The following is a 23,876-nucleotide window of genomic DNA, read 5'->3' on the forward strand; positions in this document are numbered from 1 at the left end:
GGCCGCTTTTCATGGAATGGCAAGGCATGAGTGATTTTCCACGCTGGAAGTACGCGCTGGTTGTGATCGTGTTGCTGCTCGGCATCGTTTACGCGTTGCCGAACGTCTTCCCGCCGCAGCCGGCGGTGCAGATCTCGGGCAACCGCGGCGCGACGGTCGACGCAGCACTGAAGACCAAGGTCGAGGGCATCCTCGCCACGGCGAAGACGCCGGCCTCGGCGATCGATGTCGATACGAAGACCAGCCGCCTGCTGGCGCGCTTCGCCACGGCGGACGCACAGAGCAAGGCGTCTGACGCACTGCGTACGACCCTGGGCGAAACCTATACCGTCGCGCTCAACCAGGCCTCGACCGTGCCGTCGTGGCTGCAGTCGATCAACGCCTTCTCGATGCCGCTCGGCCTCGACCTTCAGGGTGGTGTGCACTTCCTGATGGAAGTGGATCAGGGCGCGGTCATCGATGCGCAGGAAACGCGCTACGCCGATGACATCCGCGCGTTGCTGCGCGAGAAGAAGGTGTCCTACGACGCCGTCAATCGCAATGCGCGTGGCCAGGGCGTCAGCGTCGTGCTGCGCACGGATGCGGACCGCCAGTCGGCGGCTTCGCTCATCGCTACCGACTATCCGGAACTCACGGCTACCGACGGTGCGGCCACGGGCAATCGTTTCATCCTCAACACGGTGATCAAGCCGGCCAAGCTGCGCGAGCTCTCGCAGAGCATGATCACGCAGAACCTGACCACGCTGCGCCAGCGCGTGAATGCGCTGGGTGTATCCGAGCCGCTGATCCAGCAGCAGGGCGCCAACCAGATCGTGGTGGAACTCGCCGGCGTGCAGGACACCGCCGAGGCGAAGAAGATCATCGGTGCCGTGGCCACGCTGCAGTACCGCGCTGGCCTCTACACGCCGCAGCAGGCGGTGGATGCGGCCCGCTCGGGCAGCGTACCGCCGGATGCCAAGCTCTATTACGGCCGTGACGGTCGTCCGTACCTGCTCAGCAAGACCATCATCGCCACCGGTGACGAACTCACCTCGGCCGTTTCCGGTCGCGACCAGCAGAACGGTTCGCCCAACGTCAGCGTTTCGCTGAACAGCGCGGGCGCGCGCAAGATGCAGGACTTCACCAACGGCAATGTCGGCAAGCCGATGGCCGTGCTCTATATCACTCGTACGACCGATACAAAGACGATCGACGGTAAGGAAGTGAAGACGCCGAAGATCACCGAAGAGGTGATCAACTACGCGAACATCAGTTCCCCGTTCGGCAAACAGTTCTCGACCAACGGCCTGCCGAGTGATTCGGAAGCCTCGGAACTGGCGCTGCTGTTGCGCGGCGGTTCGCTTGCGGTGCCCATCGACATCGTCGGTGAAAGCGTGATCGGTCCCAGCCTTGGTGCGGACAACATCGACAAGGGCTTCAAGGCGGTCATGCTCGGCCTCGGCCTCGTGCTGGTGGCCGCGGCGATCTACTACAAGCTCTTTGGCCTGGTTGCCGACGTCGCGCTGTTCTTCAACCTGGTGCTGCTCATCGCCGTCATGTCGATGATCCACGTCACCCTGACGATGCCGGGCATCGCGGGTATCGTGCTGACCCTCGGTATGGCGATCGACGCGAACGTGCTCATCTGCGAACGCATCCGTGAGGAACTGCGCAACGGCTCATCGCCGCTGGCGTCGATCCGTACCGGTTACGACAAGGCCTGGGCGACGATTCTCGACGCCAACGTGACCCACCTGCTCGCCGCGCTCGGCCTGATGACCATGGGCTCGGGTCCGATCAAGGGCTTCGGTGTCACGCTGTTCATCGGTATCCTCACGTCGATGTTCACGTCGGTGACGGTCACACACGCCATCACCGCGCTGATCCATGGCGGCCGCAAGCTCAAGACCCTGTCGGTCTGAGGAGGAAGCCATGGAAATCTTCAACCACAATTCGAACTTCAACTTCCTCGGCCTGCGTCGTTTCAGCATCGGTCTCGGCATCCTTCTGATGCTCGGCTCGATCGGCCTGATTCTTACCAAGGGTTTCAATTACGGCCAGGACTTCGTCGGCGGCGTTGCCGTCGAGGTGGAGTACCAGAGCCCGATCGATCCGGCCGACGTTCGCTCGGCCCTGGAGAAATCCGGCCTCGAGAACCCGCTGGTTCAGGCCGTTGGCGGCACGCGCGACTTCACCATCCGCATGCAGCCCAAGGACGACAAGAACTCGGTCTCGCTGACCGGCGACGAAGCCGCAGCCAAGGTGGCGGGCGATGTCATCGCCGCGCTCAAGGTCACTCGTCCGGACGTGATCCAGAAGAGCCGCTCCTTCGTCGGCCCGCAGGTCGGTGAAGAGCTGCGCAGCGACGGCGTGGTCGCCGTGGCCTTCGTCATCATCGGCATCATGGGTTACCTGTGGATCCGCTTCGAGTGGCGCTTCGCGCTCGCCGCGCTGGCCACCGAAATCCACGATGTGCTGGTCACCCTTGGCATCTTCGCGATCACCCAGCGTGACTTCGACCTGACCGTGCTTGCCTCGGTGCTCGCGGTGGTCGGTTACTCGATCAACGACAAGGTGGTCGTGTTCGACCGCGTCCGCGAACTGTTCCGTGCCAGCCGCAACGCCACGCCGGAAGAAGTGCTGAACCGTTCGATCAACAGTACGCTGTCGCGAACGATCATCACCTCGCTGTTCACCGGCATCACCATGGCGGCGCTGTTCTTCATCGGTGGCCCGGTCGTCCACGGCTTCGCGATCACCATGCTCATCGGCATCCTGGTCGGCACGCTGTCCTCGATCTTCATCGCCAGCCCGATCCTGCTGTGGCTGGGCGTGTCGAAGAAGGACCTCATGCCGCGTACCAAGGAAGATCCGGAGCTGGAGCGTCGCCCGTAAGGATGTCGCTGGCCGCTGAAGCGGCTCCCACAGTGGTGTGACAAAAAGAAGGCCGCCGGTTTCCCGGCGGCCTTCTTTTTGTGACACCCCGTCCCTGAGTTCAGAAGTCGTCCCTGTCCTCGATGGCGCCTTCAGCGTCGTTGGCCAGCGTGAGCACGACATAGGCGGAGCCTACGAGCGACGCGCAAAGCCAGGCGTAGACCATCTGTATCGCTGTCCGGGGGATCGCGGCGGCAACCCTGGGCGCGAGCGCCAGCCCGATGATGCCGGCGATCGCCAGTACGGCGGATACGGTCCACGCCAGACGCCGGGAAGGCGACGTGGTGGTGATGAGATTCATGCTGATACTGCCCCTGTTCCCCTGTTTCGCGGCCGTCGTGAATTCTGTGTGAGGCCGCTTGTTGTAGGAAATACCCTACAAGAACTTGAGGGGCAAGTGCCGCTTGGCTGAACAGTGCCCGTGACGTGTATCCCACTTTTTGAGGTAGGGCCTGCAAGGCCCCGGCTGGGCTAGAATTTGCAACCCCGACGAGGCCCCACCCATGGCAGAACGCGCATTTCCCGGCTTTACCTTACGCAGCAGCACGACCAAGGACGGCGCGCGCTTCAAGGCGCTGCTGTCATCGCATCCGTCCGGCCGGGGCTTCCCCAGCTACTTCACGGTCTACGACAACCGCAGCTTCCGCGACGAGGAGAGCGCCAGGGTCGCCGCCGAGAAGGCGCTAGGTCTGGTCCTGGAGGTCGATGAAGAAGGGGCGCCGATTTTTGCCGAGGACGAGACGGGTTTCGACGACGACAAACTCGGTGAGCCCGTGGCGGAGGATGAGCAGGACGACGACGAGGAAGACGAGGACGACGAACGGATTCACCCCCGGGACGAATGACGTCCGCCCGATGCGGCAGGTTCAGTGCGGCATGGCGTCGCCAACGGCCTTGAGCAGGCTCCGGCGGTCGTAGGGTTTCGCCAGGAAGGGCACCAGCTTGCCCAGCCGGTCGCTGGCGTGCAGGGCGTCCCCTGAGACGACGACGCAACTGACCGGGCTTCCCCGCCGCTGCAATTCGCGGACAAGGTCGATCCCGTCCATGACGCCGGGCATGTTCACGTCGGTCAGCATGAGCTCCACTTCGGGATGGATCGCGAGCTGGGCCAGCGCCTCGTTAGCGTTCATGGCCGTAAGTACCTGGTAGCCCTCCAGCTCCAGCATGTAGCTGGTGATGTCGAGCACGCTGGGGTCGTCTTCCACGACGAGTACATGTCCAGTGGCGGTCATGGGTAATCCGTGAGGGCGATGACAGGCACTCTCCACCAGAGATCGTCGGGGCGGCGTGACAGATTTGCCTTGACATGAAGCCATGCCGCGGCGCGTCATATCGAAGCAGAGGACAAGGGGATGACGGGCGCGCCATGAGTAATGGGGATGGGCGATACAGGCAGTTCGTCGAGGCCTCCGCCGATTGCATGAAGGAGCTCGACCGCGACGGGGTTATCCGGTTCGTGGCCGGACTTGGCTGCGCGGCGCTGGCGCCCGATGGCATTGAACATCTGCTGGGCACGCGCTGGCTCGAGTTGTGGCCCGTGGAGGCACGCGACATGGTCGCGCGGGCGCTGGACCGGGCCGCGACCGGCGAGCGCGTGGACTTCGTCAGCGCACGGCAAACCTCCGCGGGCACGTCCCGCTGGTGGGAGGTGACGGTTTCCCCGGTCGTGTGTAACGACGTGCTCGACCACTTCATCGTGATCAGCCGCGACGTCACCGAGCGCGTCGCCCTGCAGGCGGCGCTCGAGGCAATCAACGAACTCCTGCAGGATCGCCTCAACGAGTCGGTCGCGCGGTCGGCGAGTGCGACGACACAATACGGCACCCTCATGGAACGGCTGGAGTCCGAGCATGGGGCGCGGCGCGAGGCCGAGAGCACGCTGGCCGGTGTGAGTGAGCAACTGGCAATGGCCAACCGCGGGCGTGACCTCGCCGAAGCCAGCGCGCGCCAGGCCCAGAAGCAGCAGGCGATCGGTCAGCTGGTCAGCGGTATTGCCCACGACTTCAACAACATGCTGCAGACCGTCATCGTCAGCCTGTCCGGACTTCAGGACGACGTGGACGAGCTCGCGCCCCGCCACCGGCGGATGCTCACCTACGCGGTGGAGGGTGCCCGGCACGCGACCGCTCTCACGCGACGGCTCCTTGCCTTCGCCCGGAACCAGCAAGCGCGCCCCGAGCCCTTCGACCTGGGCGACGTCGTGGAGGGATTCACGGACTTCGCGCGTCACGGGATGAGCGGGCGCATCGCCATCGAGGTGTTCCGGCAACCCGGGCCCCTGCCAGTCTGGCTCGACCGTCACGGGCTTGAGCAAGCGCTCATGAACGTATGCCTCAACGCACGCGATGCCATGGAGGGCATGGGCAAGATCGTGATCGAGGTAGGAGAACGGATGGGGGGTGGGTCCACGGGCGATGTACTGCGTGAACGCGCGGACACCCGTCAGATTTTCGTCAGCGTGACGGATACCGGCGGTGGCATGGGCGAGGACGTTCGCCAGCGCCTGTTCGAACCGTACTTTACGACGAAGGAGGGTGGCTCCGGACTGGGGCTGGCCCAGGTGTACGGCACCGTGGCGCAGGCAGGCGGCGGCATCGAAATCGAAAGCGAGGCCGGTGTCGGCACGCGCATCCGGCTGGTCTTTCCGCGTTATCCCGAACCGCTCGAGCCCACGGAGTGAATCGTGCAGAAACCGTGACGAAGTTCCTTCATTTTTAACGACACCGGCCGATAAGAAAAACGACTGGGAGGAAGTACGTCATGTTGGTCATCTTCGGTTTTATCGTTGTCCTGGTCTCGGTGCTGGGCGGCTATGTGCTCTCGCACGGTTCGATCGCTGCCCTGTGGCAGCCTTACGAGCTGCTGATCATCTTCGGCGCCGCCGTGGGTGCGTTCGTCAGCGCCAACTCGATCGACATCGTGAAGGGCGCGGGCCGCGATGCCCTGGGCCTGTTCAAGGGTCCCCGCTACCGCAAGCAGGACTACATCGACCTCCTCTCCCTGCTTTACGACATCTTCACCAAGATGCGTAAGGAAGGGCAGCTGGGCATGGAGTCCCACATCGAGGATCCAGCGAACAGCAGCCTCTTCGCGGCCTATCCGCGCCTGATCGCGGAGCACCACCTCATCGATTTCATCACCGACTGCCTGCGCCTCATCGTCGGCGGCAGCATGGATCCCCACGAACTCGAGCAACTGCTCGATGTGGAGCTGGAGACGCACCACCACCAGGCGCTGGCACCGGCCCTCGCCGTGCAGAAGATGGCCGACGCCCTGCCGGGCTTCGGTATCGTCGCCGCGGTGCTCGGTATCGTCATCACCATGAAGTCGATCGACGGCGATGCCGCCGTGATCGGCGAGCACATCGCTGGCGCACTCGTGGGCACGTTCCTTGGCATCCTTCTCTCCTACGGGTTCATTGGCCCGCTATCGGCGGCGATGGAAGCCCGTGTGGGCACGGACGGCCGCGCATTCGAGTGCGTAAAGGTCGGGCTGCTGGCCAACCTGCGCGGCTATAACCCGATGGTCTCGGTCGAGTTCGCGCGTAAGTCGCTGCAGACCACGTCGCGGCCGACCTTCCAGGACCTCGAAGCGCATCTGAAGAGCGCGCGGTAAGTCCCGATGAGCGACCTCAAGCAAGTCATCATCGTCCGCAAGAAAAAGGCGGGTGGCCATGGCCACCACGGCGGCGCGTGGAAGGTGGCCTACGCCGACTTCGTCACGGCCATGATGGCCTTCTTCCTGGTCATGTGGCTGGTTGGCGCCGGCACCAAGCAACAGCGCGCGGCAATCTCCGAATACTTCAAGAATCCGAGCATGACCCAGGGCCAGTCCACCATGGCGCCCTCGGGCAAGATGGGGCCGGGCGGGGCGAGCACCAGCATGATCAAGCTGGGCGGTGCCATGGACCTGCCCAAGGGGCCGGGGGACAACCAGGCCTTTGCCAAGCCCAGCGGATCGGATATCGACAAGCTGGCCAAGGAGAAGGAAAAGCGCCGGCTCGAGCAGTTGATGAAGGACCTGACCGAGGCGATCGCCAAGAGCCAGGCCATGGCCCCTTACAAAGACCAGCTGCTCATCGACATCACCTCCGAAGGCCTGCGCATCCAGATCGTCGACAAACAGAACCGTCCGATGTTCGACACGGGCAGCGGTGCGCTGAAGTCCTATACCGTGCAGATTCTTCACGAGTTGGCCGGCTTCGTGAACCAGGTGCCGAACAAGATCAGCATCTCCGGCCATACGGACAACGCACCGTATATTCGTGCGGACAGCGCCTACGGCAACTGGGAACTTTCGGCAGATCGCGCGAACGCCGCGCGCCGTACGCTCACCGAGGGCGGCATGCAGCCTGACAAGGTGGCGCGTGTCGTCGGCCTGGCGGCATCGGTGCCATTCGACAAAGCCGATCCGTCATCGGCGATCAATCGTCGTATCAGTATCGTCGTGATGACGAACGAGGCGGCGCGTGCCGCGTTGTCGACGGAAGTGGCGACGGAAGATACGACGCTGCCTGCCGTGCCCACGCTGCATTCGGCGGAAGCCGATCATGTGAAGGGAGGTGTTTCCGGCGCGCCCTCTGCGACGCCGTCTTCGGCGGTCGGCAGCGCCATGCCCGTGGCCGTGGAAGGCACGCCGGGCGGCTGATCCGGGCCACTTGCAACCGTCACCTTCCCCGGTCAGTATCGGGGTACAGGGGAAGGAAAAGCGCAATGGAAAATCACAGTAAGTTCAGAGTGGTGGCCAAGGCGGTGAAGTATCACGACGACGGCGGTGGGCAGGTTTACCGGTCGAGTTACCGGATCCTGGATCACGTTGGCGAAGAGATCGAAACCAGCACCGGCACCAACGATTTCGACGACATCACCAGTGCCTTCAATGAAGCGTTCGCCATGGGTCATGAGCGCTTGCGTGCACTGAGCACCGAAACGATCCAGTGAGCTGATTACGCGCGTCGGGAATCCAGGGTTTCGCGCAACTCGTTCAGTTGTGCTGGCGTCCCGACGTTGCGCCAGAAGCCACCGTATTTTTCACCGGAAAGCCGGCCCGCCGCGATGGCCCGCTGGTACATCGGCAGCAGCTTGAAGCGCCCCGCGACCTCGTCCTCGACGATCTCGCGCCGGTAAACGCCAACGTTGCCGAAGGTCAGGCGCTCCGCGCCGGCCGGCCCGTCGCCTTCATATAGCCGTCCATCCATGAGAGCGAAATCGCCCCTCGGGTGGAAGTCGGGATTATCGACCATCACCAGGTGCGCGACGCCCGACGGTTCGCGCGGCAAGGCGGCATAGTCGATCTCGCTCCAGATATCCGCACTCACCACGATGAACGGTTCGGGCCCGAGCAGGGGCAGGGCCTTATGCATGCCGCCGCCGGTCTCGAGCGGTGCGGGGCCCTCGTACGAGTAGCGGATACGCACGCCCCAGCGCGAGCCATCGCCCAGCGCCTCGGGAAACTGTTCCGCAAGGTGCGAGGTGTTTATGACGATGTAACGCACGTCCGCCGCGACGAGCTTCTCGATGTGATGGACGATCAGCGGTTTCCCACGGACGTCCAGCAGGGGCTTGGGGGTGTGCGTCGTCAGCGGACGCATGCGCTCGCCGATGCCGGCGGCGAGGATGAGCGCATGCCTCATGCGTTCACCGCGACGCGGATGTCGCGCTGGCCGATCTTCGCCTCGATCAGATCGGCCAGCGGGGCAATGTCGGCATGGCGGCGCGCGGTGTTCAGCACGTAGCTCAGGACACGTGGAAGGTCGTTGAGGTAGCCGGGCTTGCCGTCGCGATAACACAGGCGGCAGAAGAGTCCGAGGATCTTGATGTGCCGTTGCAGGCCGGTGAGATCGAACCAGCGACGGAATCGATCCGTGTCCACCTTCTCCTCGAGCAGACGCGCGTCGAGCAGGCGCAGGCGATACGCCTCCACCCATCCCTCCACCCGCTCGTTCTCCCACACGACATACGCGTCGCGCAGCAGAGAGGCGAGGTCGTACGTGACAGGCCCCGACATGGCGCCCTGGAAATCGATTACCCCAGGGGAGCGTTCCGTCGTGACCAGCAGGTTGCGGCTGTGAAAGTCGCGATGCATGAAGGCGCGCGGCTGTTCGGCGATGGCGTGCATGATGGCGGTGAACGCATTCTCGACGACGTCCCATTCGCCGCACTCCAGCGTGATGCCGAGGTGTCGTTCCAGCAACCACGCCGGCATGATCTCCATCTCCATGGTCTGCCACGCGTGATCGAAGGCAGGCAGGCCCTCCGTGCTGACATGCATCTGCATGCGAAGGAGGGCGTCGAGAGCATCGCCATACAAGGCATCGACCGTGGTGTCGTCGAGTTCCGGCAGGTAGGTTCGCGTGCCCAGGTCTTCGATGAGCAGGAAGCCCTGCTCGAGGTCGGCGACCATCACCGTGGGCACGTGCAAACCGGCGTCAGCGAGTCGCTTGCCGATGGCCACCCACGGCGAGGGATCTTCCTTCTCCGGTGGTGAGTCCATGACGATCACCGGCTGCCCGTCCACGTAGCCGCGCCAGTAACTGCGGAAGCTGGCATCAGCTGAGGCGCTCTCCAGCGTGAGTTCGTGCTGGCCGGTAGCGTGGCGTGCCCAGGCAAGGCGGGCTGCGGCGCGGTCTTCGATGTCGATCATGGGGGCTCTTTGGAACGGGTCTGCGGACGAGCTTAGAGCCTTTGCGCAAGCCTGTCATAGCACCGGGTTGGTGCACGACGAACGGCAGGTTGTTGTGCAGTGCAACGTGTGGTTATCTTGGACCGACGGGGCTGCTATCGGGGATGGGTGGATGGAAGACGACTGTAAATCCGCGTCCATGACGCGTCGTGATCTGTTGCGCATGATTGGCGTCGCTGGCGGCGGCGCGCTGATGTACCAGGCGATGAATAACCTCGGATTCGCCGCGGAATCGCCGTATCGACGAGTGCCGGGTCTGCAGGGAACAGGCAAGGGCACGGTGCTTATCCTCGGCGCGGGCCTGGCTGGCCTGGTCGCCGCCTATGAGTTGGGTAAGGCCGGCTACAAGGTCCAGGTCCTCGAATACAACGCACGCGCCGGCGGTCGCAACTGGACGCTGCGAGGTGGCGACGAGTACACAGAGCTTGGCGGAAACAAGCAGGTCTGCACCTTCGACAAGGGGCTGTACTTCAACCCGGGACCCTGGCGCATTCCCTACCATCATCACGGCGTGCTCGATTACTGCCGCCAGTTCGGCATTCCGCTCGAGCCCTTCGTGCAGGTCAATCACAACGCCTACCTGCACAGTCCCGACGCCTACGGCGGAAAGCCGCAGCGGCTGCGCGAAGTGCAGGCCGACCTCAATGGCGGCGTGGCCGAATTGCTTGCCAAGGCGAGCGACAAGGGCCGTCTCGACGACATGGTGAGCAAGGAGGACCGCGAGATCCTTCTTGAAGCCTTGCGCGAGATCGGTGGGTTGGACAAAGAGTTTCGCTACGCCGAAGGCCGTGCGAGCAGTGAGCGCCGCGGCTTCGCCAAACATGCTGGTGGTGGCCCGGATGGCAAGCCGGCGTTTTCGAAGCCGAACGATCTGTCCAGCGTGTTGCAGGCGAAGCTATGGTCGGCGTTGAGCACCAACGAACAGCACGAATACCAGACGACCCTGATGCAACCGATCGGCGGCATGGACGCGATCTCCAGGGCCTTCGTCGAGCGTATCGGCAAGGTCGTGACCTACGATGCGAAGGTCACCGCAATCGCACAGGACGAACACGGCGTCACTGTGACGTACGAAGACGCCCGCTCCGCCGGCCAGCCGCGGCAGGCGAAGGCGGACTGGTGCGTGTGCACCATACCGCTGTCCATCCTCAGCCAGATTCCCATCCAGGTCTCGCCGGCCAAGGTCGAGGCGATCTCGGCGGTGCCGTACTGGGCCTCGTCGAAGATTGGATTGCAGTTCAATCGCCGCTTCTGGGAGGAGGACGAAGCCATCTACGGCGGCATCACCAGTACTGCGCTGCCGATCGGCATGATCTCGTACCCGAGTCATGGGTTCGGCACGAAGAAGGGTGTGCTGCTGGGTTCGTACACCTTCTCGACCGAGGCCTTCGAGTTCACGGCGCTCACGCCGTCCGAGCGCGTGCGCCAGACCGTTGCACAAGGCGCGATCATCCACCCGCAATACACGACCTCGTTCGAGAACGGCATGGCCGTGGCGTGGCATCGCTCGCCGTTTACCCTCGGCTGCTTTGGCGGCTGGAACGATGCGAGCCGCGCGAAACACTATGCGGACATCTGTTCGATGGACGGGCGAATCGTCCTCGCCGGTGAGCACGCGTCTTACCTGCCGGCCTGGCAGGAGGGGGCGATCCTGTCTTCGCTTTCAGCGATCGACGCACTGCATGCACGCGCCGTCGCGGGAGGTCGCTCATGAAACGGTTGCTACCGACTCTCGCACTGCTTGTCGTGGGTGCGGCACATGCTCAGACCAACGACGCAGCCTTCATTGCCGACAAGGACATTCCCCACGCCACGGGTGAGCAGCTGTTCACGCACATCTGCCAGGGCTGCCACATGCCCGACGGCAAGGGTGCCGTGGGCGCCGGCCATTACCCGGCACTGGCGAACAATCCCAAGCTGGCCTCCGCGGCGTATCCCGTGGTCATGGTGGTCAACGGGCGCGGTGCCATGCCGTCGTTCGGTAGTGGCTTGTCCGATGCCCAGATCGCCGACGTCGTGAATTACGTGCGCACGCACTTCGGCAATGCCTATACCGATACGTTGAAGCCCGAGGACATCACACCCTTCCATCCCGCCAAGCCGCCCGAGGAGGGCATGTGACATGCTGAAGAGAATCGCTTTCGCTCCCCTCATGCTCATGGCCGCGATGCCTGCCTTTGCCGCCGACGTCGTGCGCCATAAGATTCCCAACAGCACATTCCCGATTTCGGCTGCCGTGGAAGTGCCGGCCGGGAAAACGCTGGTCTTCCTCAGTGGAGCGGTGCCGCCGGTCGCGGATACGAACGCCCCGAAGGACACGCCGGCTGCCTACGGCGACACCCGGACCCAGACGGTCGGTGTGCTGACCTCCATCGACAAGCAGCTCAAGGGGATGGGGCTCTCACTGGGCGACGTGGTGAAGATGCAGGTGTTCCTGGTCGGCGACCCGGCCAAGGGTGGCAAGATGGACTTCGCGGGCTTCATGGCGGGCTACACGCAGTTCTTCGGTACCCCGGCCCAGCCGAATCTTCCGTCGCGCTCGGCGATGCAGGTAGCAGGGCTGGCCAGCCCCAATTTCCTGGTCGAGATCGAGGTCACCGCGGTCCGCCCCTGACGCCGATGCCGGGGCGGTGGTACTAAGCCGCCGCTCCGGCGTGTACGCTTCGTTTCTTTTGGACGCCCGGGCGCCCCATGGCTCTTACTCCTGATCCACGGATCGGCATCATCGGTCTCGGTTACGTCGGCCTGCCTCTCGCCGTCGAATTCGGCCGGCACTTCGATACGCTTGGCTTCGATATCGACCCGGCCCGGCTCGACCAGTTGCGTTCCGGTCGCGACCACACCATGGAAGTCACCGCTGACGCGCTCTCGGCTTCCGCCCGTCTGCGCTATAGCGGCGACGTGGCCGACCTGGCTGATCGCAACGTCTACATCGTCACCGTGCCCACGCCGATCGACGAAGCGCAGCGTCCGGACCTCGAGCCGCTGGAGAAAGCCTGCCGCATGCTCGGCGGTGTCATTCGTCACGGCGACCTGGTGATCTTCGAGTCCACCGTGTACCCCGGGACGACCGAGGAGATCTGCGTACCGATCCTGGAAGCCGGCTCCGGCCTGGCCTTTAACGTGGACTTCCACTGCGGCTACAGCCCGGAGCGCATTAACCCGGGCGATCACGCGCGCCGGGTTGTCGATATTCGCAAACTGACTTCGGGCTCCACGCCCGAGGCCGCCGACCGCGTGGACGCGCTGTACCGGACGATCATCCTTGCCGGTACGCATAAGACCTCCTCGATACGCATTGCCGAATCGGCCAAGGTGATCGAGAACGTCCAGCGCGACGTCAATATCGCCCTGGTCAACGAACTCGCTTTGATCTTCAATCGGTTGGGCATCGACACGGGTGAAGTGCTCGAGGCGGCGGGCACGAAGTGGAACTTCCTCCCGTTCCGTCCGGGGCTCGTCGGTGGTCACTGCATCGGCGTCGATCCCTACTACCTCACGCACAAGGCGGAAGTCACCGGCTACCACCCGGAACTGATCCTCGCTGCGCGCCGGATCAACAGCCGCATGGGTACATATGTGGCCGATCGCGTCATCCGCCTGATGAGTGAGCGTCGCCTGCACATCGTCGATGCGCGCGTGTTGGTGCTTGGTTTTGCTTTCAAGGAAAACTGCCCGGACCTGCGCAACACGCGCGTGATCGATATCGTGCGCGACCTGAAGAAGTCGATGGCGAACGTCGATGTCTACGACCCGTGGGTGGACAACGAAGAGTGCGCACGCGAGTACGACGTACGCACGATCGAGGCGATCGAAGAGGGTGTCTACGACGCGGTGATCATTGCCGTCGCGCACGATGAATTCCGCAGCTTCGGCCCCGAAAAAATCCGTGCCTTCGGCAAACCCGGCGCCGTCGTCTACGACGTAAAATCCGTGCTCCCCCAGGAAAGCGTAGACGGAAGGCTCTGATCTCAGATTGAACCTGCAGGAGCACAGATTGCATCTGTGGGAGCCGCTTCAGCGGCGATAACTGGCTTGCCGCAAATCCCATCGTCGGCATAGCCGGCTCCCACATTCTCCGCTGTCGACGGAGCGCAATAACTTGCGCCTCCTTCGCCTTTCATCCACCTTTCTGAATGCCGTCATGGCGCGATTTCCGTAAGTATTGACTCGCCTCTCCGGAACAGCGACGTTGTGTTCCCCACAGAGGAGACCAGCATGACAATCAAAGCCGGAAGCAACACCCAGAATCGCTCACGAGTCCTTGCACTGCTCGTGATGGGCGCCGCCTTCATGGCACCGCTGGCCGCTAACGCCGACGACCATCATCCGCCGGTGCATCATCGTCACCAGGTCTGTCATAACGCTCGCGTGTCCGACCATCACGGTCATTACCACACCACCCGCCAGTGCCACTGGGTAAATCGCTGATCGTCTGATCGGTGAAAAAAAGAGCCGGCATATTGCCGGCTTTTTTTTGCGCTATCTATTTCTGTGGGAGCATTTCTGTGGGAGCCGATTCATCGGCGATCCCGCGGCAGCGGGCCAGCATCCCTCAGGACAGGTTGTACCCCCGCTCCTCGTGCAACGCGAGATCCAGGCCGATCTGCTCCTGCTCTTCATCAACCCGCAGGCCCATCGTGACCGCAATGCCCTTGAAGATGACGTAGCTGAGCACGGCGCTGTAAACCACGGTGAACGACACGCCCTTGAATTGAATCCACAGCTGCAGGCCGAGGTCCGTGACGGTGCCAAAGCCACCCAGCACCGGTGCCGCCAATGGGCCGGTGAGTAGCGCGCCGATGATGCCCGCAATGGCATGGACACCAAAGACGTCGAGCGAGTCGTCGTAACCGAACTTTCGCTTGAGGCTCGTTGCACTGAAGAAGCAGACGACGCCGGCAACGAGGCCGAGCACGAGTGCGCCGCCCGGTCCGCAGGTTCCTGCGGCAGGTGTGATGGCGACAAGGCCGGCGACGGCACCCGAGGCGATGCCGAGCACGCTTGCCCTGCGGTGGATGATCCATTCGATGGCGGTCCAGCCGATCGCCGCCGCAGCGGTAGCGACCTGCGTGACCAGCATGGCCATGCCCGCACTGCCGTTCGCAGCGACCGCGGAGCCAGCGTTGAAGCCGAACCAGCCGAGCCACAGCATGCTGGCGCCGACGAGGGTGTAACCAAGATTGTGCGGAGGCATCGCCGTGGTCGGATAGCCCCGACGCTTGCCGATCACCAGGCAACCAATCAGGCCCGCGATGCCCGCGTTGATGTGCACGACGGTACCGCCAGCGAAGTCGAGCACGCCGAGATCGCCCAGGAACGAGCCCGGACCTCCCCAGACCATGTGCGCAACAGGCAGGTAAACGAGGGTGAACCAGAGCGCCGTAAAGACGAGCAGGGCGGAGAACTTCATCCGCTCGGCGATGGCACCGACGATCAGGGCAGGCGTGATGATCGCGAAGGTCATCTGGAACATCACGAAGACGGCTTCGGGAACGGTCTGGTAGAGGCTGCCCGGCGTGAGGCCGGCGAGCATGCCGTGGCCGAGGCCTCCGATGAAGGAGTGCAGGTTGGTGGTGCCGGCCGTCATGCCGGTCGTGTCGAAGGCGAGCGAGTAGCCGTAGACCACCCACAGGACGGTGACCAGGGCGGTAATGGCGAAGCACTGCATGAGGACTGAGAGCAGGTTCTTCGCCCGCACCATGCCGCCGTAGAACAGGGCCAGGCCAGGGATGGTCATCAGAAGCACGAGCATGGTCGCCGTGAGCATCCAGGCGGTGTCGCCGGAGTCGAGTTTCGCTGGCGCGGTGGCCTGGGCGAAGGCGCTACAGGGAAGGGCGGTCAAGGCCGTCGCGGCGGCGAGCTTGCGCAAGAAGGTGTCAGAGCGCATCGGCGTCGACCTCCTGCGTGCGGATACGGATGGCCTGCTCCAGGTCGATGACGAAGATCTTGCCGTCGCCGATCTTGCCGGTCTTCGCTGCGTTCATGATTGCCTCGACGGCGCGCTCGAGCTGCTCGTCCGTTACGGCGATCTCGATCTTCAGCTTGGGCAGGAAGTCCACGACGTACTCGGCGCCGCGATAGAGCTCCGTGTGCCCATGCTGCCGGCCGAAACCTTTGACCTCGGTCACCGTCATGCCCTGCACCCCCGCCTCGGCGAGGGCTTCCCGAACGTCGTCCAGCGTGAACGGCTTGATGATCGCGTTGATCCACTTCACTACCGTTGCTCCCCATGGTTGGACTGGAGCTTAGGGAGCAGGATGCGTGCCAGAGGGCGGTGAGACGCTACAGGCCTTGTGCGGTGCGACATCGTGTGAGGCGGCTGCGGCGCAACTCGTACCGATTGCACCGTAAGAGGGATATGAAATCCCAATAACGGTGCAACGGCCTGCTTGTGTGGGAGCCGATTCATCGGCGATCCCGCGGCAGCGGGCCACTCCGCCGCAAGCACCCATTCGCCGATGAATCGGCTCCCACAGGGCGCTTCGCCGATGACTCGGCTCCTACGACGAGAGGATCGGAAGGCGGACGCGGACTCTGAGACCGCCGGAGGCGCGAGCCTCCAGCGAGATGTCACCCCCGTGTCCACGTACTGCGGAGCGTGCCGCCGCGAGGCCCAACCCAACGCCACCGGTCAGTCGATTGCGCGAACTCTCGACCCGGAAGAACGGGCGGAAGACCTCCTCGCGGAGGTTCTCCGAGATGCCGTTGCCGTCGTCGTCGATGAGGATTTCAACCCGTTCGTTGTCCGAGGTCAGATGCACGTCGGCGCGCGTGCCGTACTTGATCGCGTTGTCGACAAGGTTCGCGATCGCACGACGCAGCGTGAGTGGACGACCCACGTAGGCAACGGTCTCGCCGGCGTGGAAGCTGACGTCACCACCCGCGTCACGGAAATCGTCCAGAACGGTATCGATCAGTTCGGACAGGTTGAAGCGCGTTGCAGCTTCCTGCTCGCTGTCGTCGCGGAAGAAATTGAGGGACGCATTCACCATGGCTTGCATTTCGTCCACATCGCGAAACAGCTTTCGTTGCTGCTCTTCGTCGTCGATGAACTCGCCACGCAGGCGCATGCGTGTGAGTGGCGCACGCAGGTCGTGCGAGATCGCAGCGAGCATGTGCGTGCGGTCGGCGACGTAGCGCTGCACCCGCGCCTGCATCTCGTTGAATGCCTGGCCGGCGAGCCGTATCTCAAGCGGGCCGGTGGCTTGCACCGGTGGCGCGTTGACGTCGGTGCCGAAGCGTTGCGCCTGCCTCGCGAACCGTTCCATGGGCCGGGCCAGGCGTCGGCTGGCCAGCGCTGCGACGACCAGGCTGCAAGCCACGATGAAGGCGCCGGTCAGGACACTGCGCGTCCCACCGCCTAGTCCCCAGCTACGCTGCGGCGTCACGAACAGAACCCATGAATCATCCGACAGGCTGATCGCGAGTCCGTAATGATCTTCCGGGCGTCCATGAAGGTCGGGGTCGCCGGGTTGGTACGCCAGCACACGTGCTTCAGGGCGTTGAAGCAGGGTCCTGACCTTTTCCCGGCCGACGCGAAACGTGGAGGTAGCGATAGGTATCGGTAGTGCCGCGTCGTCAGGTAGCCACGTCGCCCGATAGGTCGGATTGTCGGCCGATGCGGCGAGTCGTGGTCGCAAGGCGGCTGGCATGCCATCCAGTACGCGGGTGATGGCAACGGCCTGGTCGATGATGCCGGTTTCGTCGATGCCTGGTTTTGCCCATACCCCCGCCACGGCGACAAACGCGGCATTCATCCCCGCCGCGATGATCACGGCGATGACGATATTGATGGCGAACCACCGTCCGATGGTGTCGTACGCCCAGCGCCGGGAGCGGGTCATTGTCGTTCCACGCTGGAGGCGAACAGATAGCCCACGTTGCGCACGGTGCGGATGATTTCGGGATCCCCGGGATCTTCCTCGATCTTGCGGCGCAGCCGGCTCACCTGCACATCGATACTGCGATCGAAGGCTTCATGGGTCGGTCCGCGCGACATGTCGATCAGTTGCTCGCGCGTCAGCACGCGTTGCGGATGCTGCGCAAACGCGACAAGCAACTCGAACTCACCACCTGAGAGCGGCGTCAGCGTGAAGTCGGACGAACGCAACTCGCGCCGCACGATATCCAGTCGCCAGCCGCTGAAACTCAGCATGGGCGAATGACTGGCAAGCGATGCCTGGGCGGCAGGCAAGTCGCTTCGACGTAGCACGGCGCGCACGCGAGCCAGCAGTTCACGCGCATCGAAGGGTTTGGTCACGTAGTCGTCAGCGCCCAGTTCGAGACCGACGATGCGGTCGGTCGCCTCCACCACGCCGGTTACCATGATGATTGCCATCCGCCCGGCGGCGCGGAGACGCTTGCACAGGCTGAATCCATCTTCGTCGGGAAGCATGACGTCGAGCAGGACGAGGTCGTAGGAAGCCCTGGCGAGGCGGGCATCCATCTCTTTGCCAGACGCCGCCATGTCGGTTTCGAATCCGTTCCTCTGGAAGAACCGCTGCAGCAGGGAGCGGATTTCCTCGTCGTCGTCCACGATGAGAAGGCGTTGCATGGGTGGGCCGGTTCCGTTGTACGTGGCGCTATATATATCGGTTCGGGGTGCCGCGATGTCATTTATTTCCAGCCGGAAACACTATGTCCGGCCAGACGCGAAGTGGAAAAACGCGATACGCAAAGGGTCGTCACTCTCTGGCGAAGTCCGCCCACCCGAGAGATTCCGATGCCTGTTTCGACGCGTTCCACCCCGACGTTCCTGGCCGTGTTCTCGGCGCTGGCGTTGTCGGCCTGTTCCCACGGTGTCAGGAAGAATGAGACGGTCACTGTCGACCCGCCGCGCGGCGAGCCGGTCAACCGCAGGGTATTCGCGTTCAACAAGGCCGTGGACCACGCGGTTCTTCGTCCGGTGGCGCGCGGCTATTCCCATCTGGGCCAGCCGGTGCGCAGCGGTGTGCGTAACTTCGCGCAGAACCTGCAAGAGCCCGTCGTCTTCGCCAACGACGTCCTCCAGGCCAACTTCCTGCGGTCGCTCAATACCGCAGGCCGCTTCATCGTGAACAGCACCGTGGGTGTGGTCGGCATCTTCGATGTCGCCGAGCGCTGGGGCATGCCTCATCACAATGCCGATCTCGGCCAGACCTTCGGTGTCTGGGGCATCGGCCCGGGTCATACGGTGGAGCTTCCCGTCTTTGGTTCGTCCAATGTGCGCGACTCGGTCGGGCTCATCCTGACCTTCAGTTTCAACCATCTCGGTGAGAACTCCGACACTGTCTCCACTCTCGAGGACATCAAGACCATGGGTGGCATCGTCGACGGGCGCTCGCGTGCCCTGCCGATGACGGACAAGCTGGAGCAGTCGCCTGACTATTACGCCGCGCTGCGTGATGCCGCGGCGGCGCGCCGGGTCGCCCTGGTCGAGGACGGCCGCGAAGGGCGGGTGCAGGACGCCCTGCCAAAACGCGACGGACGGGCGGCGACTGGCCTGCCGGTCAACCCCTGAGGCCACCGCCATGTCCGTTCGCCTGTTATGCGACACCGCGCGGGTAATGGCCGCTGCCCGCCATGTCGAGCCGAACCGGGCGCGGCGCCGCGCCTGGTACGTCGAAGATCCGATCGCCGCGCTGGGATTCCGGACGGCGGAGGACCTGGTGGAGGCGGGGGAAACCTCGCGGCTCATCGCCCTCATTGAAGCGATCCGGGCCCATGAGCGTAGCGGCTGAGCGCGTTGCACCCGTGGGGCTCCCTGCCGCCACATTGCATCGTGGGCTGGAAAACAGTACCATTTTGGTCCGGTATTGACTGTGCCCCTTCCCCGATGCTCCGTGTCAGCCGATTGACCGATTACGCCACCGTGGTGATGACTTGCATCGCCGCGCACCCTGCCGACGTTCTGAGTACCGCCCAGATCGCCGATGAGGCGCGCCTGGAGCTTCCCACGGTGTCCAAGCTGCTCAAGCTGCTCGGCCATGCAGGACTGGTGGAATCGTTTCGTGGGGTCAACGGCGGTTATCGCCTGGCGCGTCCGGCGGAGGCCATCAGCCTCGCGGACATCGTCGAGGCGATGGAAGGTCCGATCGGGATGACGGAATGCAGCGTGGCCCAGGGCCAGTGCGATCGTCAGTCCCAGTGTGGTGTCAGCGACAGCTGGCGCTCGGTTTCCGGGGCTATCGGCGGCGTACTACGCGCCATGACCCTGGCTCAGATGCTGGCCGGGCGCCCCACGGCGCCGGCAAAGGACGCGACCCAGGTCGCGCAGGCGAACGCATGAACGAGAGTGAGAACATGACACGTGACGTGGCAGCCCCGGTGCGTGACAACGCCGAAGTCGTCGAGGCGCTCAATCGCCGCTACGAGGCCGGTTTTGTCACGGACATCGAATCCGACAGCCTTCCGCCCGGCCTGAGTGAGGACATCGTCCGCCAGCTCTCCGCGATCAAGGGTGAGCCGGAATGGATGCTCGAATGGCGTCTGGCCGCCTACCGGCACTGGCTGACCATGCCGGAGCCGGATTGGGCAAAACTCGACATCGCGCCGATCGACTACCAGTCGGTCAGCTATTACTCGGCGCCGAAAGCCGGCCCCAAGTCGTTGGCTGAGGTGGACCCGAAGCTCCTCGAGACTTACGAGAAGCTCGGCGTGCCGCTGCATGAGCGCGCGCGTCTGGCCGGTGTGGCCGTCGACGCGGTGTTCGACTCGGTCTCGGTCGGCACGACCTTCCGCAAGGAACTGGCCGAAGCCGGGGTGATCTTCTGCTCGATGTCGGAAGCGATCCGCGAACACGGTGACCTCGTTCGCCAGTACCTCGGCAGCGTGGTGCCCACGGGAGATAACTACTTCGCCGCGCTCAACTCGGCGGTGTTCTCCGATGGCAGCTTCGTCTTCATCCCCAAGGGCGTGCGTTGCCCCATGGAACTGTCGACCTACTTCCGCATCAACGCGATCAATACCGGGCAGTTCGAGCGCACGCTGATCATTGTCGAGGACGACGCCTACGTGTCCTACCTCGAAGGTTGCACGGCGCCGATGCGCGACGAGAACCAGCTGCACGCGGCGGTGGTCGAGCTGATCGCCCTCGAGCGCTCGCAGATCAAGTATTCCACCGTGCAGAACTGGTATCCGGGTGACGAGAACGGCGTCGGCGGTATCTATAACTTCGTGACGAAGCGTGGCGACTGCCGCGGTGCGGATTCGAAGATCTCGTGGACGCAGGTCGAGACCGGTTCGGCGATCACCTGGAAATACCCCAGCTGCGTGTTGCGTGGCGACCGCTCGGTGGGCGAGTTCTACTCGGTGGCACTGACGCATCATCGCCAGCAGGCCGATACCGGCACCAAGATGATCCACATCGGCAAGGGCACGAAGTCGAAGATCGTCGCCAAGGGCATCAGCGCAGGCCGCAGCTCGAACAGCTATCGCGGCCTGGTGAAGATCGAGAAGGGCGCCGATGGTGCGCGCAACTACACGCAGTGCGACTCCCTGCTCATCGGCAAGAAGTGCGGCGCACACACCTTCCCGTACATGGAAGTAAAGAATCCCAGTGCCATCGTCGAGCACGAGGCGACCACGTCGAAGATTTCCGACGACCAGCTGTTTTATTGCCTGTCGCGCGGTATCGGCGAGGAAGATGCGGTCTCCATGATCGTCGACGGCTTCTGCAAGCAAGTGTTCCGCGAACTGCCGATGGAGTTCGCCGTCGAGGCCAAGAAGCTGCTCGAAGTCTCGCTCGAAGGCGCGGTGGGCTGAGCATGGGTATCGCTGGCTCCGCACCGGGCCTGACCGATCTGCGCGCGCTGCTGGCCGCGCTGGATCCCGAAGTCGACCCGGTGCCCAAGCGTTTCCTGCACGCCTCCCATGAGAAGGCGCGCGAGCGCATGGCCGACGCCCTGATGATGTTCCGCGAAGCCGAAGGCACCACGCTCATCGTCGACGTGGACGAAGACAACCTCGGCAACGAGCGCATGCTCTGGGCGCGCATCACCCTGCGCGTGCAGTCGAGTCTTACCGCGGTCGGCATGATGGCCGCCGTTTCCGCCGCGCTAGCCAGGCGCGGCATTCCCTGCAACCCCGTATCCGCGTTCCTGCACGATCACATCTTCGTGCCCTGGGAACGCCGCGACGACGCGCTCGACGCGCTGTCGCACCTCACGCCATGACGGACAGCACCATGCACATGCTTACGATCGACAACCTCCACGCCCGCGTCGAAGGCAAGGAGATCCTCAAAGGCCTCTCGCTCGCCGTGAAACCCGGTGAAGTGCACGCGATCATGGGGCCGAACGGCGCGGGTAAATCCACGCTGGCCAACGTGCTCTCAGGTCGCGATGGTTACGAGGTCACCGACGGCTCGGTGAACTTCGATGGCCGCGACCTGCTGTCGCTGGAACCGGAAGAACGCGCCGCCGTCGGCATGTTCCTCGCCTTCCAGTATCCGGTGGAAATCCCCGGCGTGAACAACACCTACTTCCTGCGTGCCGCGCTCAATGCGCAGCGGAAGTTCCGTGGGGAGGAAGAGCTGGATTCCATGCGCTTCCTCAAGCTGGTTCGCGAAAAGCTCAAGGTGATGCAGATTTCGGACGATCTGCTTCATCGCGCGGTGAATGAGGGCTTCTCCGGTGGCGAGAAGAAGCGCAACGAGATCTTCCAGATGGCCGTGCTCGAGCCGAAGCTGGCGATCCTCGACGAGACCGATTCCGGCCTCGATATCGACGCGCTGAAGCAGGTGGCCGAAGGCGTGAACGCACTGCGCTCGCCGGATCGCTCGTTCCTCATCGTCACGCACTACCAGCGCCTGCTCGATTACATCGAACCGGACTTCGTGCACGTGCTTGCCGGTGGCCGTATCGTCGAGAGCGGCGACAAGAGCCTGGCCCTGAAACTCGAAGAGCAGGGCTATGCCTGGCTGGCCGACACCCATCCGGAACTGCGTAAGGCCGACCTCGCCGGAGCACCGGCATGACCCAGGCGCCGTCCCCGTTCGTGCGGGCGGCGCTGGATGCCGCTCTGGCCGTGCCGTCCAGCGGTATCGCCTGGCTCGATGCCGCGCGCCGCGAAAATCTCGAAACGCTGGCTGAGACCGGCCTGCCCGAATCCCGTAACGAGTCCTGGAAATACACGCCGCTCCGCGCGCTGGCTCAGCGCGCGTTCTCGCTCGCCGATACCGGCATCGCCGGTGGTTTGGTTGTGGATCCCGCGCTGTACACGCTGCCTGGCGTCGACGGAGCGCGCATTGTCTTCGTCGACGGCGTGTTCCGCAGCGATCTTTCCGCGCTCGATGCGGGGGAAGGCATCTCGCTGGCGCCGTTGGCCGTGGCCCTCGCCGCGCAGCCGGAGCCGCTTCGCTTTGCCCTGGCCAATCGCTATCGCCGTGGCGCTGCCGATGCGTTTGCCCATCTGAATGCAGCGCTGGCCGTCGACGGTGTGGTGCTGCATGTCGCTGACGGTACGGATGTCACCAGGCCCGTGCATGTCGTGCACGTGTCCAGTGGTGCGCAGGCCGATACGGCGTGGCATGTACGCGTGCTGATCGACCTCGGGCAGGGTGCCCGTGCCGACGTGGTCGAGCATTTTGTTTCTCTCGGCGATGCAACGCAGCTGGGTACCGTCGTCACCGACGTCGTCGTGCGCGAGAGCGCCACGTTGGGGCTCGTCATGCTGCAGGATGCTTCCGCGTCGACCACCCTGGTCCGTCGTAGCCATGTCCGAGTCGAGACGAACGCTGCGGCGACCGTGCATGCGCTGGAGCTCGGCGGTTCGCTCGTTCGTCATGAGCTGACCACCGAACTGGTTGGTGATGGGGCGCGCTTCGATTCCCGCGGCGTGTTCGCACTGAGCGGTCGCCAGCACGTGGACACGCAGCTCGAGGTGCGCCACAACGCGCGCGACACCGCATCGGATGCCCTCTGGCGCGGTATTGCCGATGGTCGTTCGCGCGGCGTGTTTCGCGGCGCCATCGTCGTGGCCGAGGGTGCCGACGGCAGCGATGCTTCGCTGAGTAACAAGAACCTGCTGCTCTCCGCCCAGGCCGAGATCGACACCAAGCCGGAACTCGAGATCTACGCCGACGAGGTCAAGGCCGCGCATGGCGCGACCATCGGTCAGTTGGACGAACGGTCGCTGTTCTACCTGCGCTCGCGCGGTATCCCGCTGGCCCAGGCACGCAGCCTGCTCACGCTGGCCTTCTGCCGCGCCGCCCTTGAGTCCTTGCCGAACGAGGCCCTGCGTGAGCACCTGGGTGACCTGCTGGTCGCGCACCTGCCCACCGGTCCGTCCGCCGAATAGCA

The 23,876-nt window shown here is 63.9% G+C and carries 27 protein-coding genes; 19 read left to right on the top strand and 8 right to left on the bottom strand.

The features are described 5' to 3' along the window. Positions 1 to 26: 26 nt before the first annotated feature. On the top strand, positions 27 to 1,901 hold the full coding sequence (gene secD, locus ACVWWJ_RS05100; RefSeq protein WP_159889266.1) for a protein translocase subunit SecD: 1,875 nt from the start codon (positions 27 to 29) through the stop codon (positions 1,899 to 1,901). A 10-nt stretch (positions 1,902 to 1,911) separates the two neighbouring features. Then, positions 1,912 to 2,874 carry a protein translocase subunit SecF gene (secF, locus tag ACVWWJ_RS05105; protein WP_159889264.1) on the top strand — a complete coding sequence of 321 codons (963 nt, stop codon included), beginning with the start codon at positions 1,912 to 1,914 and terminating at the stop codon, positions 2,872 to 2,874. Between the two features lie 100 nt (positions 2,875 to 2,974). On the opposite strand, the gene ACVWWJ_RS05110 is transcribed toward secF, so the two are convergent. Further along, positions 2,975 to 3,214, bottom strand: coding sequence for a hypothetical protein (locus ACVWWJ_RS05110; protein WP_159889262.1), 240 nt, complete (start codon positions 3,212 to 3,214; stop codon positions 2,975 to 2,977). 202 nt (positions 3,215 to 3,416) lie between these two features. Between ACVWWJ_RS05110 and ACVWWJ_RS05115 the strand changes: the two genes are divergently transcribed. Then, positions 3,417 to 3,758, top strand: coding sequence for a hypothetical protein (locus tag ACVWWJ_RS05115; RefSeq protein ID WP_456966998.1), 342 nt, complete (start codon positions 3,417 to 3,419; stop codon positions 3,756 to 3,758). Between the two features lie 21 nt (positions 3,759 to 3,779). Here the strand turns inward: ACVWWJ_RS05115 and ACVWWJ_RS05120 are convergent, their stop codons facing one another. Next, a complete protein-coding gene (locus ACVWWJ_RS05120; RefSeq protein ID WP_456966999.1) occupies positions 3,780 to 4,145 on the bottom strand; it encodes a response regulator in 366 nt (121 codons plus the stop codon). Between the two features lie 134 nt (positions 4,146 to 4,279). Between ACVWWJ_RS05120 and ACVWWJ_RS05125 the strand changes: the two genes are divergently transcribed. From ACVWWJ_RS05125 to ACVWWJ_RS05140, 4 genes are all read left to right on the top strand, one after another. Then, positions 4,280 to 5,593 carry a two-component system sensor histidine kinase NtrB gene (locus ACVWWJ_RS05125; protein WP_456967000.1) on the top strand — a complete coding sequence of 438 codons (1,314 nt, stop codon included), beginning with the start codon at positions 4,280 to 4,282 and terminating at the stop codon, positions 5,591 to 5,593. 80 nt (positions 5,594 to 5,673) lie between these two features. After that, complete coding sequence (gene motA / locus ACVWWJ_RS05130; protein WP_159889254.1) at positions 5,674 to 6,528, top strand: flagellar motor stator protein MotA; 855 nt, start codon at positions 5,674 to 5,676, stop codon at positions 6,526 to 6,528. Positions 6,529 to 6,534: 6 nt separating this feature from the next. Further along, on the top strand, positions 6,535 to 7,560 hold the full coding sequence (gene motB, locus ACVWWJ_RS05135; protein WP_159889252.1) for a flagellar motor protein MotB: 1,026 nt from the start codon (positions 6,535 to 6,537) through the stop codon (positions 7,558 to 7,560). Positions 7,561 to 7,625: 65 nt separating this feature from the next. Next, a complete protein-coding gene (locus tag ACVWWJ_RS05140; protein WP_159889250.1) occupies positions 7,626 to 7,853 on the top strand; it encodes a hypothetical protein in 228 nt (75 codons plus the stop codon). Between the two features lie 5 nt (positions 7,854 to 7,858). Here ACVWWJ_RS05140 and murU read toward each other — a convergent pair whose 3' ends face one another. Together murU and ACVWWJ_RS05150 are read right to left on the bottom strand one after the other, a co-directional pair. Continuing rightward, entirely contained in the window at positions 7,859 to 8,545 is a 687-nt protein-coding gene (gene murU / locus ACVWWJ_RS05145) for an N-acetylmuramate alpha-1-phosphate uridylyltransferase MurU (protein ID WP_456967001.1), read from the bottom strand. After that, complete coding sequence (locus tag ACVWWJ_RS05150; protein WP_456967002.1) at positions 8,542 to 9,555, bottom strand: aminoglycoside phosphotransferase family protein; 1,014 nt, start codon at positions 9,553 to 9,555, stop codon at positions 8,542 to 8,544. The genes murU and ACVWWJ_RS05150 overlap by 4 nt, the downstream gene beginning before the upstream one ends. A gap of 178 nt (positions 9,556 to 9,733) precedes the next feature. On the opposite strand from ACVWWJ_RS05150, the gene ACVWWJ_RS05155 reads away from it, so the two are divergent. The 5 genes from ACVWWJ_RS05155 (at position 9,734) to ACVWWJ_RS05175 (ending at position 14,025) form a co-directional block, all read left to right on the top strand. Beyond that, entirely contained in the window at positions 9,734 to 11,308 is a 1,575-nt protein-coding gene (locus ACVWWJ_RS05155; RefSeq protein WP_159889356.1) for a flavin monoamine oxidase family protein, read from the top strand. Next, positions 11,305 to 11,715, top strand: coding sequence for a c-type cytochrome (locus ACVWWJ_RS05160; protein WP_159889244.1), 411 nt, complete (start codon positions 11,305 to 11,307; stop codon positions 11,713 to 11,715). The genes ACVWWJ_RS05155 and ACVWWJ_RS05160 overlap by 4 nt, the downstream gene beginning before the upstream one ends. Position 11,716: 1 nt before the next feature. Next, positions 11,717 to 12,208: a RidA family protein gene (locus ACVWWJ_RS05165; RefSeq protein WP_200851465.1), complete on the top strand. Its 492-nt coding sequence runs from the start codon at positions 11,717 to 11,719 to the stop codon at positions 12,206 to 12,208. A gap of 77 nt (positions 12,209 to 12,285) precedes the next feature. Then, on the top strand, positions 12,286 to 13,563 hold the full coding sequence (locus ACVWWJ_RS05170; protein WP_159889242.1) for a nucleotide sugar dehydrogenase: 1,278 nt from the start codon (positions 12,286 to 12,288) through the stop codon (positions 13,561 to 13,563). 249 nt (positions 13,564 to 13,812) lie between these two features. Beyond that, complete coding sequence (locus tag ACVWWJ_RS05175; protein ID WP_063572993.1) at positions 13,813 to 14,025, top strand: hypothetical protein; 213 nt, start codon at positions 13,813 to 13,815, stop codon at positions 14,023 to 14,025. 124 nt (positions 14,026 to 14,149) lie between these two features. Here ACVWWJ_RS05175 and ACVWWJ_RS05180 read toward each other — a convergent pair whose 3' ends face one another. From ACVWWJ_RS05180 to ACVWWJ_RS05195, 4 genes are all read right to left on the bottom strand, one after another. Next, a complete protein-coding gene (locus tag ACVWWJ_RS05180; protein ID WP_456967003.1) occupies positions 14,150 to 15,484 on the bottom strand; it encodes an ammonium transporter in 1,335 nt (444 codons plus the stop codon). Beyond that, the gene (locus ACVWWJ_RS05185) at positions 15,474 to 15,812 is read right to left on the bottom strand and encodes a P-II family nitrogen regulator (protein ID WP_046965993.1); all 339 of its coding nucleotides are present in this window, start codon (positions 15,810 to 15,812) and stop codon (positions 15,474 to 15,476) included. The genes ACVWWJ_RS05180 and ACVWWJ_RS05185 overlap by 11 nt, the downstream gene beginning before the upstream one ends. A 285-nt stretch (positions 15,813 to 16,097) precedes the next feature. Next, the gene (locus ACVWWJ_RS05190; protein ID WP_456967004.1) at positions 16,098 to 17,441 is read right to left on the bottom strand and encodes a HAMP domain-containing sensor histidine kinase; all 1,344 of its coding nucleotides are present in this window, start codon (positions 17,439 to 17,441) and stop codon (positions 16,098 to 16,100) included. After that, positions 17,438 to 18,151, bottom strand: coding sequence for a response regulator (locus ACVWWJ_RS05195; RefSeq protein ID WP_159889236.1), 714 nt, complete (start codon positions 18,149 to 18,151; stop codon positions 17,438 to 17,440). The genes ACVWWJ_RS05190 and ACVWWJ_RS05195 overlap by 4 nt, the downstream gene beginning before the upstream one ends. 168 nt (positions 18,152 to 18,319) lie before the next feature. Between ACVWWJ_RS05195 and ACVWWJ_RS05200 the strand changes: the two genes are divergently transcribed. From ACVWWJ_RS05200 to sufD, 7 genes are all read left to right on the top strand, one after another. Next, entirely contained in the window at positions 18,320 to 19,096 is a 777-nt protein-coding gene (locus ACVWWJ_RS05200) for an MlaA family lipoprotein (protein WP_456967005.1), read from the top strand. Positions 19,097 to 19,106: 10 nt separating this feature from the next. Further along, complete coding sequence (locus ACVWWJ_RS05205) at positions 19,107 to 19,316, top strand: hypothetical protein (RefSeq protein ID WP_456967006.1); 210 nt, start codon at positions 19,107 to 19,109, stop codon at positions 19,314 to 19,316. 95 nt (positions 19,317 to 19,411) lie between these two features. Next, positions 19,412 to 19,864 (top strand): SUF system Fe-S cluster assembly regulator, encoded by a 453-nt coding sequence (locus tag ACVWWJ_RS05210; RefSeq protein ID WP_046965989.1) that lies wholly within the window; start codon positions 19,412 to 19,414, stop codon positions 19,862 to 19,864. 14 nt (positions 19,865 to 19,878) lie between these two features. Beyond that, positions 19,879 to 21,339, top strand: a complete 1,461-nt coding sequence (gene sufB / locus ACVWWJ_RS05215) for a Fe-S cluster assembly protein SufB (protein ID WP_456967007.1) — start codon at positions 19,879 to 19,881, stop codon at positions 21,337 to 21,339. Between the two features lie 2 nt (positions 21,340 to 21,341). Continuing rightward, entirely contained in the window at positions 21,342 to 21,749 is a 408-nt protein-coding gene (locus tag ACVWWJ_RS05220) for an ACT domain-containing protein (RefSeq protein ID WP_456967008.1), read from the top strand. Between the two features lie 17 nt (positions 21,750 to 21,766). Next, the gene (gene sufC / locus ACVWWJ_RS05225) at positions 21,767 to 22,552 is read left to right on the top strand and encodes a Fe-S cluster assembly ATPase SufC (protein ID WP_159889350.1); all 786 of its coding nucleotides are present in this window, start codon (positions 21,767 to 21,769) and stop codon (positions 22,550 to 22,552) included. After that, positions 22,549 to 23,874, top strand: a complete 1,326-nt coding sequence (gene sufD / locus ACVWWJ_RS05230) for a Fe-S cluster assembly protein SufD (RefSeq protein ID WP_456967009.1) — start codon at positions 22,549 to 22,551, stop codon at positions 23,872 to 23,874. The genes sufC and sufD overlap by 4 nt, the downstream gene beginning before the upstream one ends. Positions 23,875 to 23,876 lie beyond the last annotated feature (2 nt).

Source organism: Luteibacter sp. HA06 (assembly GCF_054061215.1).

What these genes read in the sequence shown, in the direction of transcription:
- motB (WP_159889252.1), top strand. Translation starts at nt 6,535, where the DNA reads ATGAGCGACCTCAAGCAAGTCATCATCGTCCGCAAGAAAAAGGCGGGT.
- ACVWWJ_RS05180 (WP_456967003.1), bottom strand. Translation starts at nt 15,484, where the DNA reads ATGCGCTCTGACACCTTCTTGCGCAAGCTCGCCGCCGCGACGGCCTTG.
- sufB (WP_456967007.1), top strand. Translation starts at nt 19,879, where the DNA reads ATGACACGTGACGTGGCAGCCCCGGTGCGTGACAACGCCGAAGTCGTC.
- ACVWWJ_RS05115 (WP_456966998.1), top strand. Translation starts at nt 3,417, where the DNA reads ATGGCAGAACGCGCATTTCCCGGCTTTACCTTACGCAGCAGCACGACC.
- ACVWWJ_RS05210 (WP_046965989.1), top strand. Translation starts at nt 19,412, where the DNA reads ATGCTCCGTGTCAGCCGATTGACCGATTACGCCACCGTGGTGATGACT.
- motA (WP_159889254.1), top strand. Translation starts at nt 5,674, where the DNA reads ATGTTGGTCATCTTCGGTTTTATCGTTGTCCTGGTCTCGGTGCTGGGC.
- ACVWWJ_RS05170 (WP_159889242.1), top strand. Translation starts at nt 12,286, where the DNA reads ATGGCTCTTACTCCTGATCCACGGATCGGCATCATCGGTCTCGGTTAC.
- sufC (WP_159889350.1), top strand. Translation starts at nt 21,767, where the DNA reads ATGCTTACGATCGACAACCTCCACGCCCGCGTCGAAGGCAAGGAGATC.
- ACVWWJ_RS05165 (WP_200851465.1), top strand. Translation starts at nt 11,717, where the DNA reads ATGCTGAAGAGAATCGCTTTCGCTCCCCTCATGCTCATGGCCGCGATG.
- ACVWWJ_RS05125 (WP_456967000.1), top strand. Translation starts at nt 4,280, where the DNA reads ATGAGTAATGGGGATGGGCGATACAGGCAGTTCGTCGAGGCCTCCGCC.
- secD (WP_159889266.1), top strand. Translation starts at nt 27, where the DNA reads ATGAGTGATTTTCCACGCTGGAAGTACGCGCTGGTTGTGATCGTGTTG.
- secF (WP_159889264.1), top strand. Translation starts at nt 1,912, where the DNA reads ATGGAAATCTTCAACCACAATTCGAACTTCAACTTCCTCGGCCTGCGT.
- ACVWWJ_RS05205 (WP_456967006.1), top strand. Translation starts at nt 19,107, where the DNA reads ATGTCCGTTCGCCTGTTATGCGACACCGCGCGGGTAATGGCCGCTGCC.
- ACVWWJ_RS05155 (WP_159889356.1), top strand. Translation starts at nt 9,734, where the DNA reads ATGACGCGTCGTGATCTGTTGCGCATGATTGGCGTCGCTGGCGGCGGC.
- ACVWWJ_RS05200 (WP_456967005.1), top strand. Translation starts at nt 18,320, where the DNA reads ATGCCTGTTTCGACGCGTTCCACCCCGACGTTCCTGGCCGTGTTCTCG.
- ACVWWJ_RS05220 (WP_456967008.1), top strand. Translation starts at nt 21,342, where the DNA reads ATGGGTATCGCTGGCTCCGCACCGGGCCTGACCGATCTGCGCGCGCTG.
- ACVWWJ_RS05110 (WP_159889262.1), bottom strand. Translation starts at nt 3,214, where the DNA reads ATGAATCTCATCACCACCACGTCGCCTTCCCGGCGTCTGGCGTGGACC.
- ACVWWJ_RS05150 (WP_456967002.1), bottom strand. Translation starts at nt 9,555, where the DNA reads ATGATCGACATCGAAGACCGCGCCGCAGCCCGCCTTGCCTGGGCACGC.
- ACVWWJ_RS05160 (WP_159889244.1), top strand. Translation starts at nt 11,305, where the DNA reads ATGAAACGGTTGCTACCGACTCTCGCACTGCTTGTCGTGGGTGCGGCA.
- ACVWWJ_RS05175 (WP_063572993.1), top strand. Translation starts at nt 13,813, where the DNA reads ATGACAATCAAAGCCGGAAGCAACACCCAGAATCGCTCACGAGTCCTT.
- ACVWWJ_RS05190 (WP_456967004.1), bottom strand. Translation starts at nt 17,441, where the DNA reads ATGACCCGCTCCCGGCGCTGGGCGTACGACACCATCGGACGGTGGTTC.
- ACVWWJ_RS05195 (WP_159889236.1), bottom strand. Translation starts at nt 18,151, where the DNA reads ATGCAACGCCTTCTCATCGTGGACGACGACGAGGAAATCCGCTCCCTG.
- murU (WP_456967001.1), bottom strand. Translation starts at nt 8,545, where the DNA reads ATGAGGCATGCGCTCATCCTCGCCGCCGGCATCGGCGAGCGCATGCGT.
- sufD (WP_456967009.1), top strand. Translation starts at nt 22,549, where the DNA reads ATGACCCAGGCGCCGTCCCCGTTCGTGCGGGCGGCGCTGGATGCCGCT.
- ACVWWJ_RS05120 (WP_456966999.1), bottom strand. Translation starts at nt 4,145, where the DNA reads ATGACCGCCACTGGACATGTACTCGTCGTGGAAGACGACCCCAGCGTG.
- ACVWWJ_RS05140 (WP_159889250.1), top strand. Translation starts at nt 7,626, where the DNA reads ATGGAAAATCACAGTAAGTTCAGAGTGGTGGCCAAGGCGGTGAAGTAT.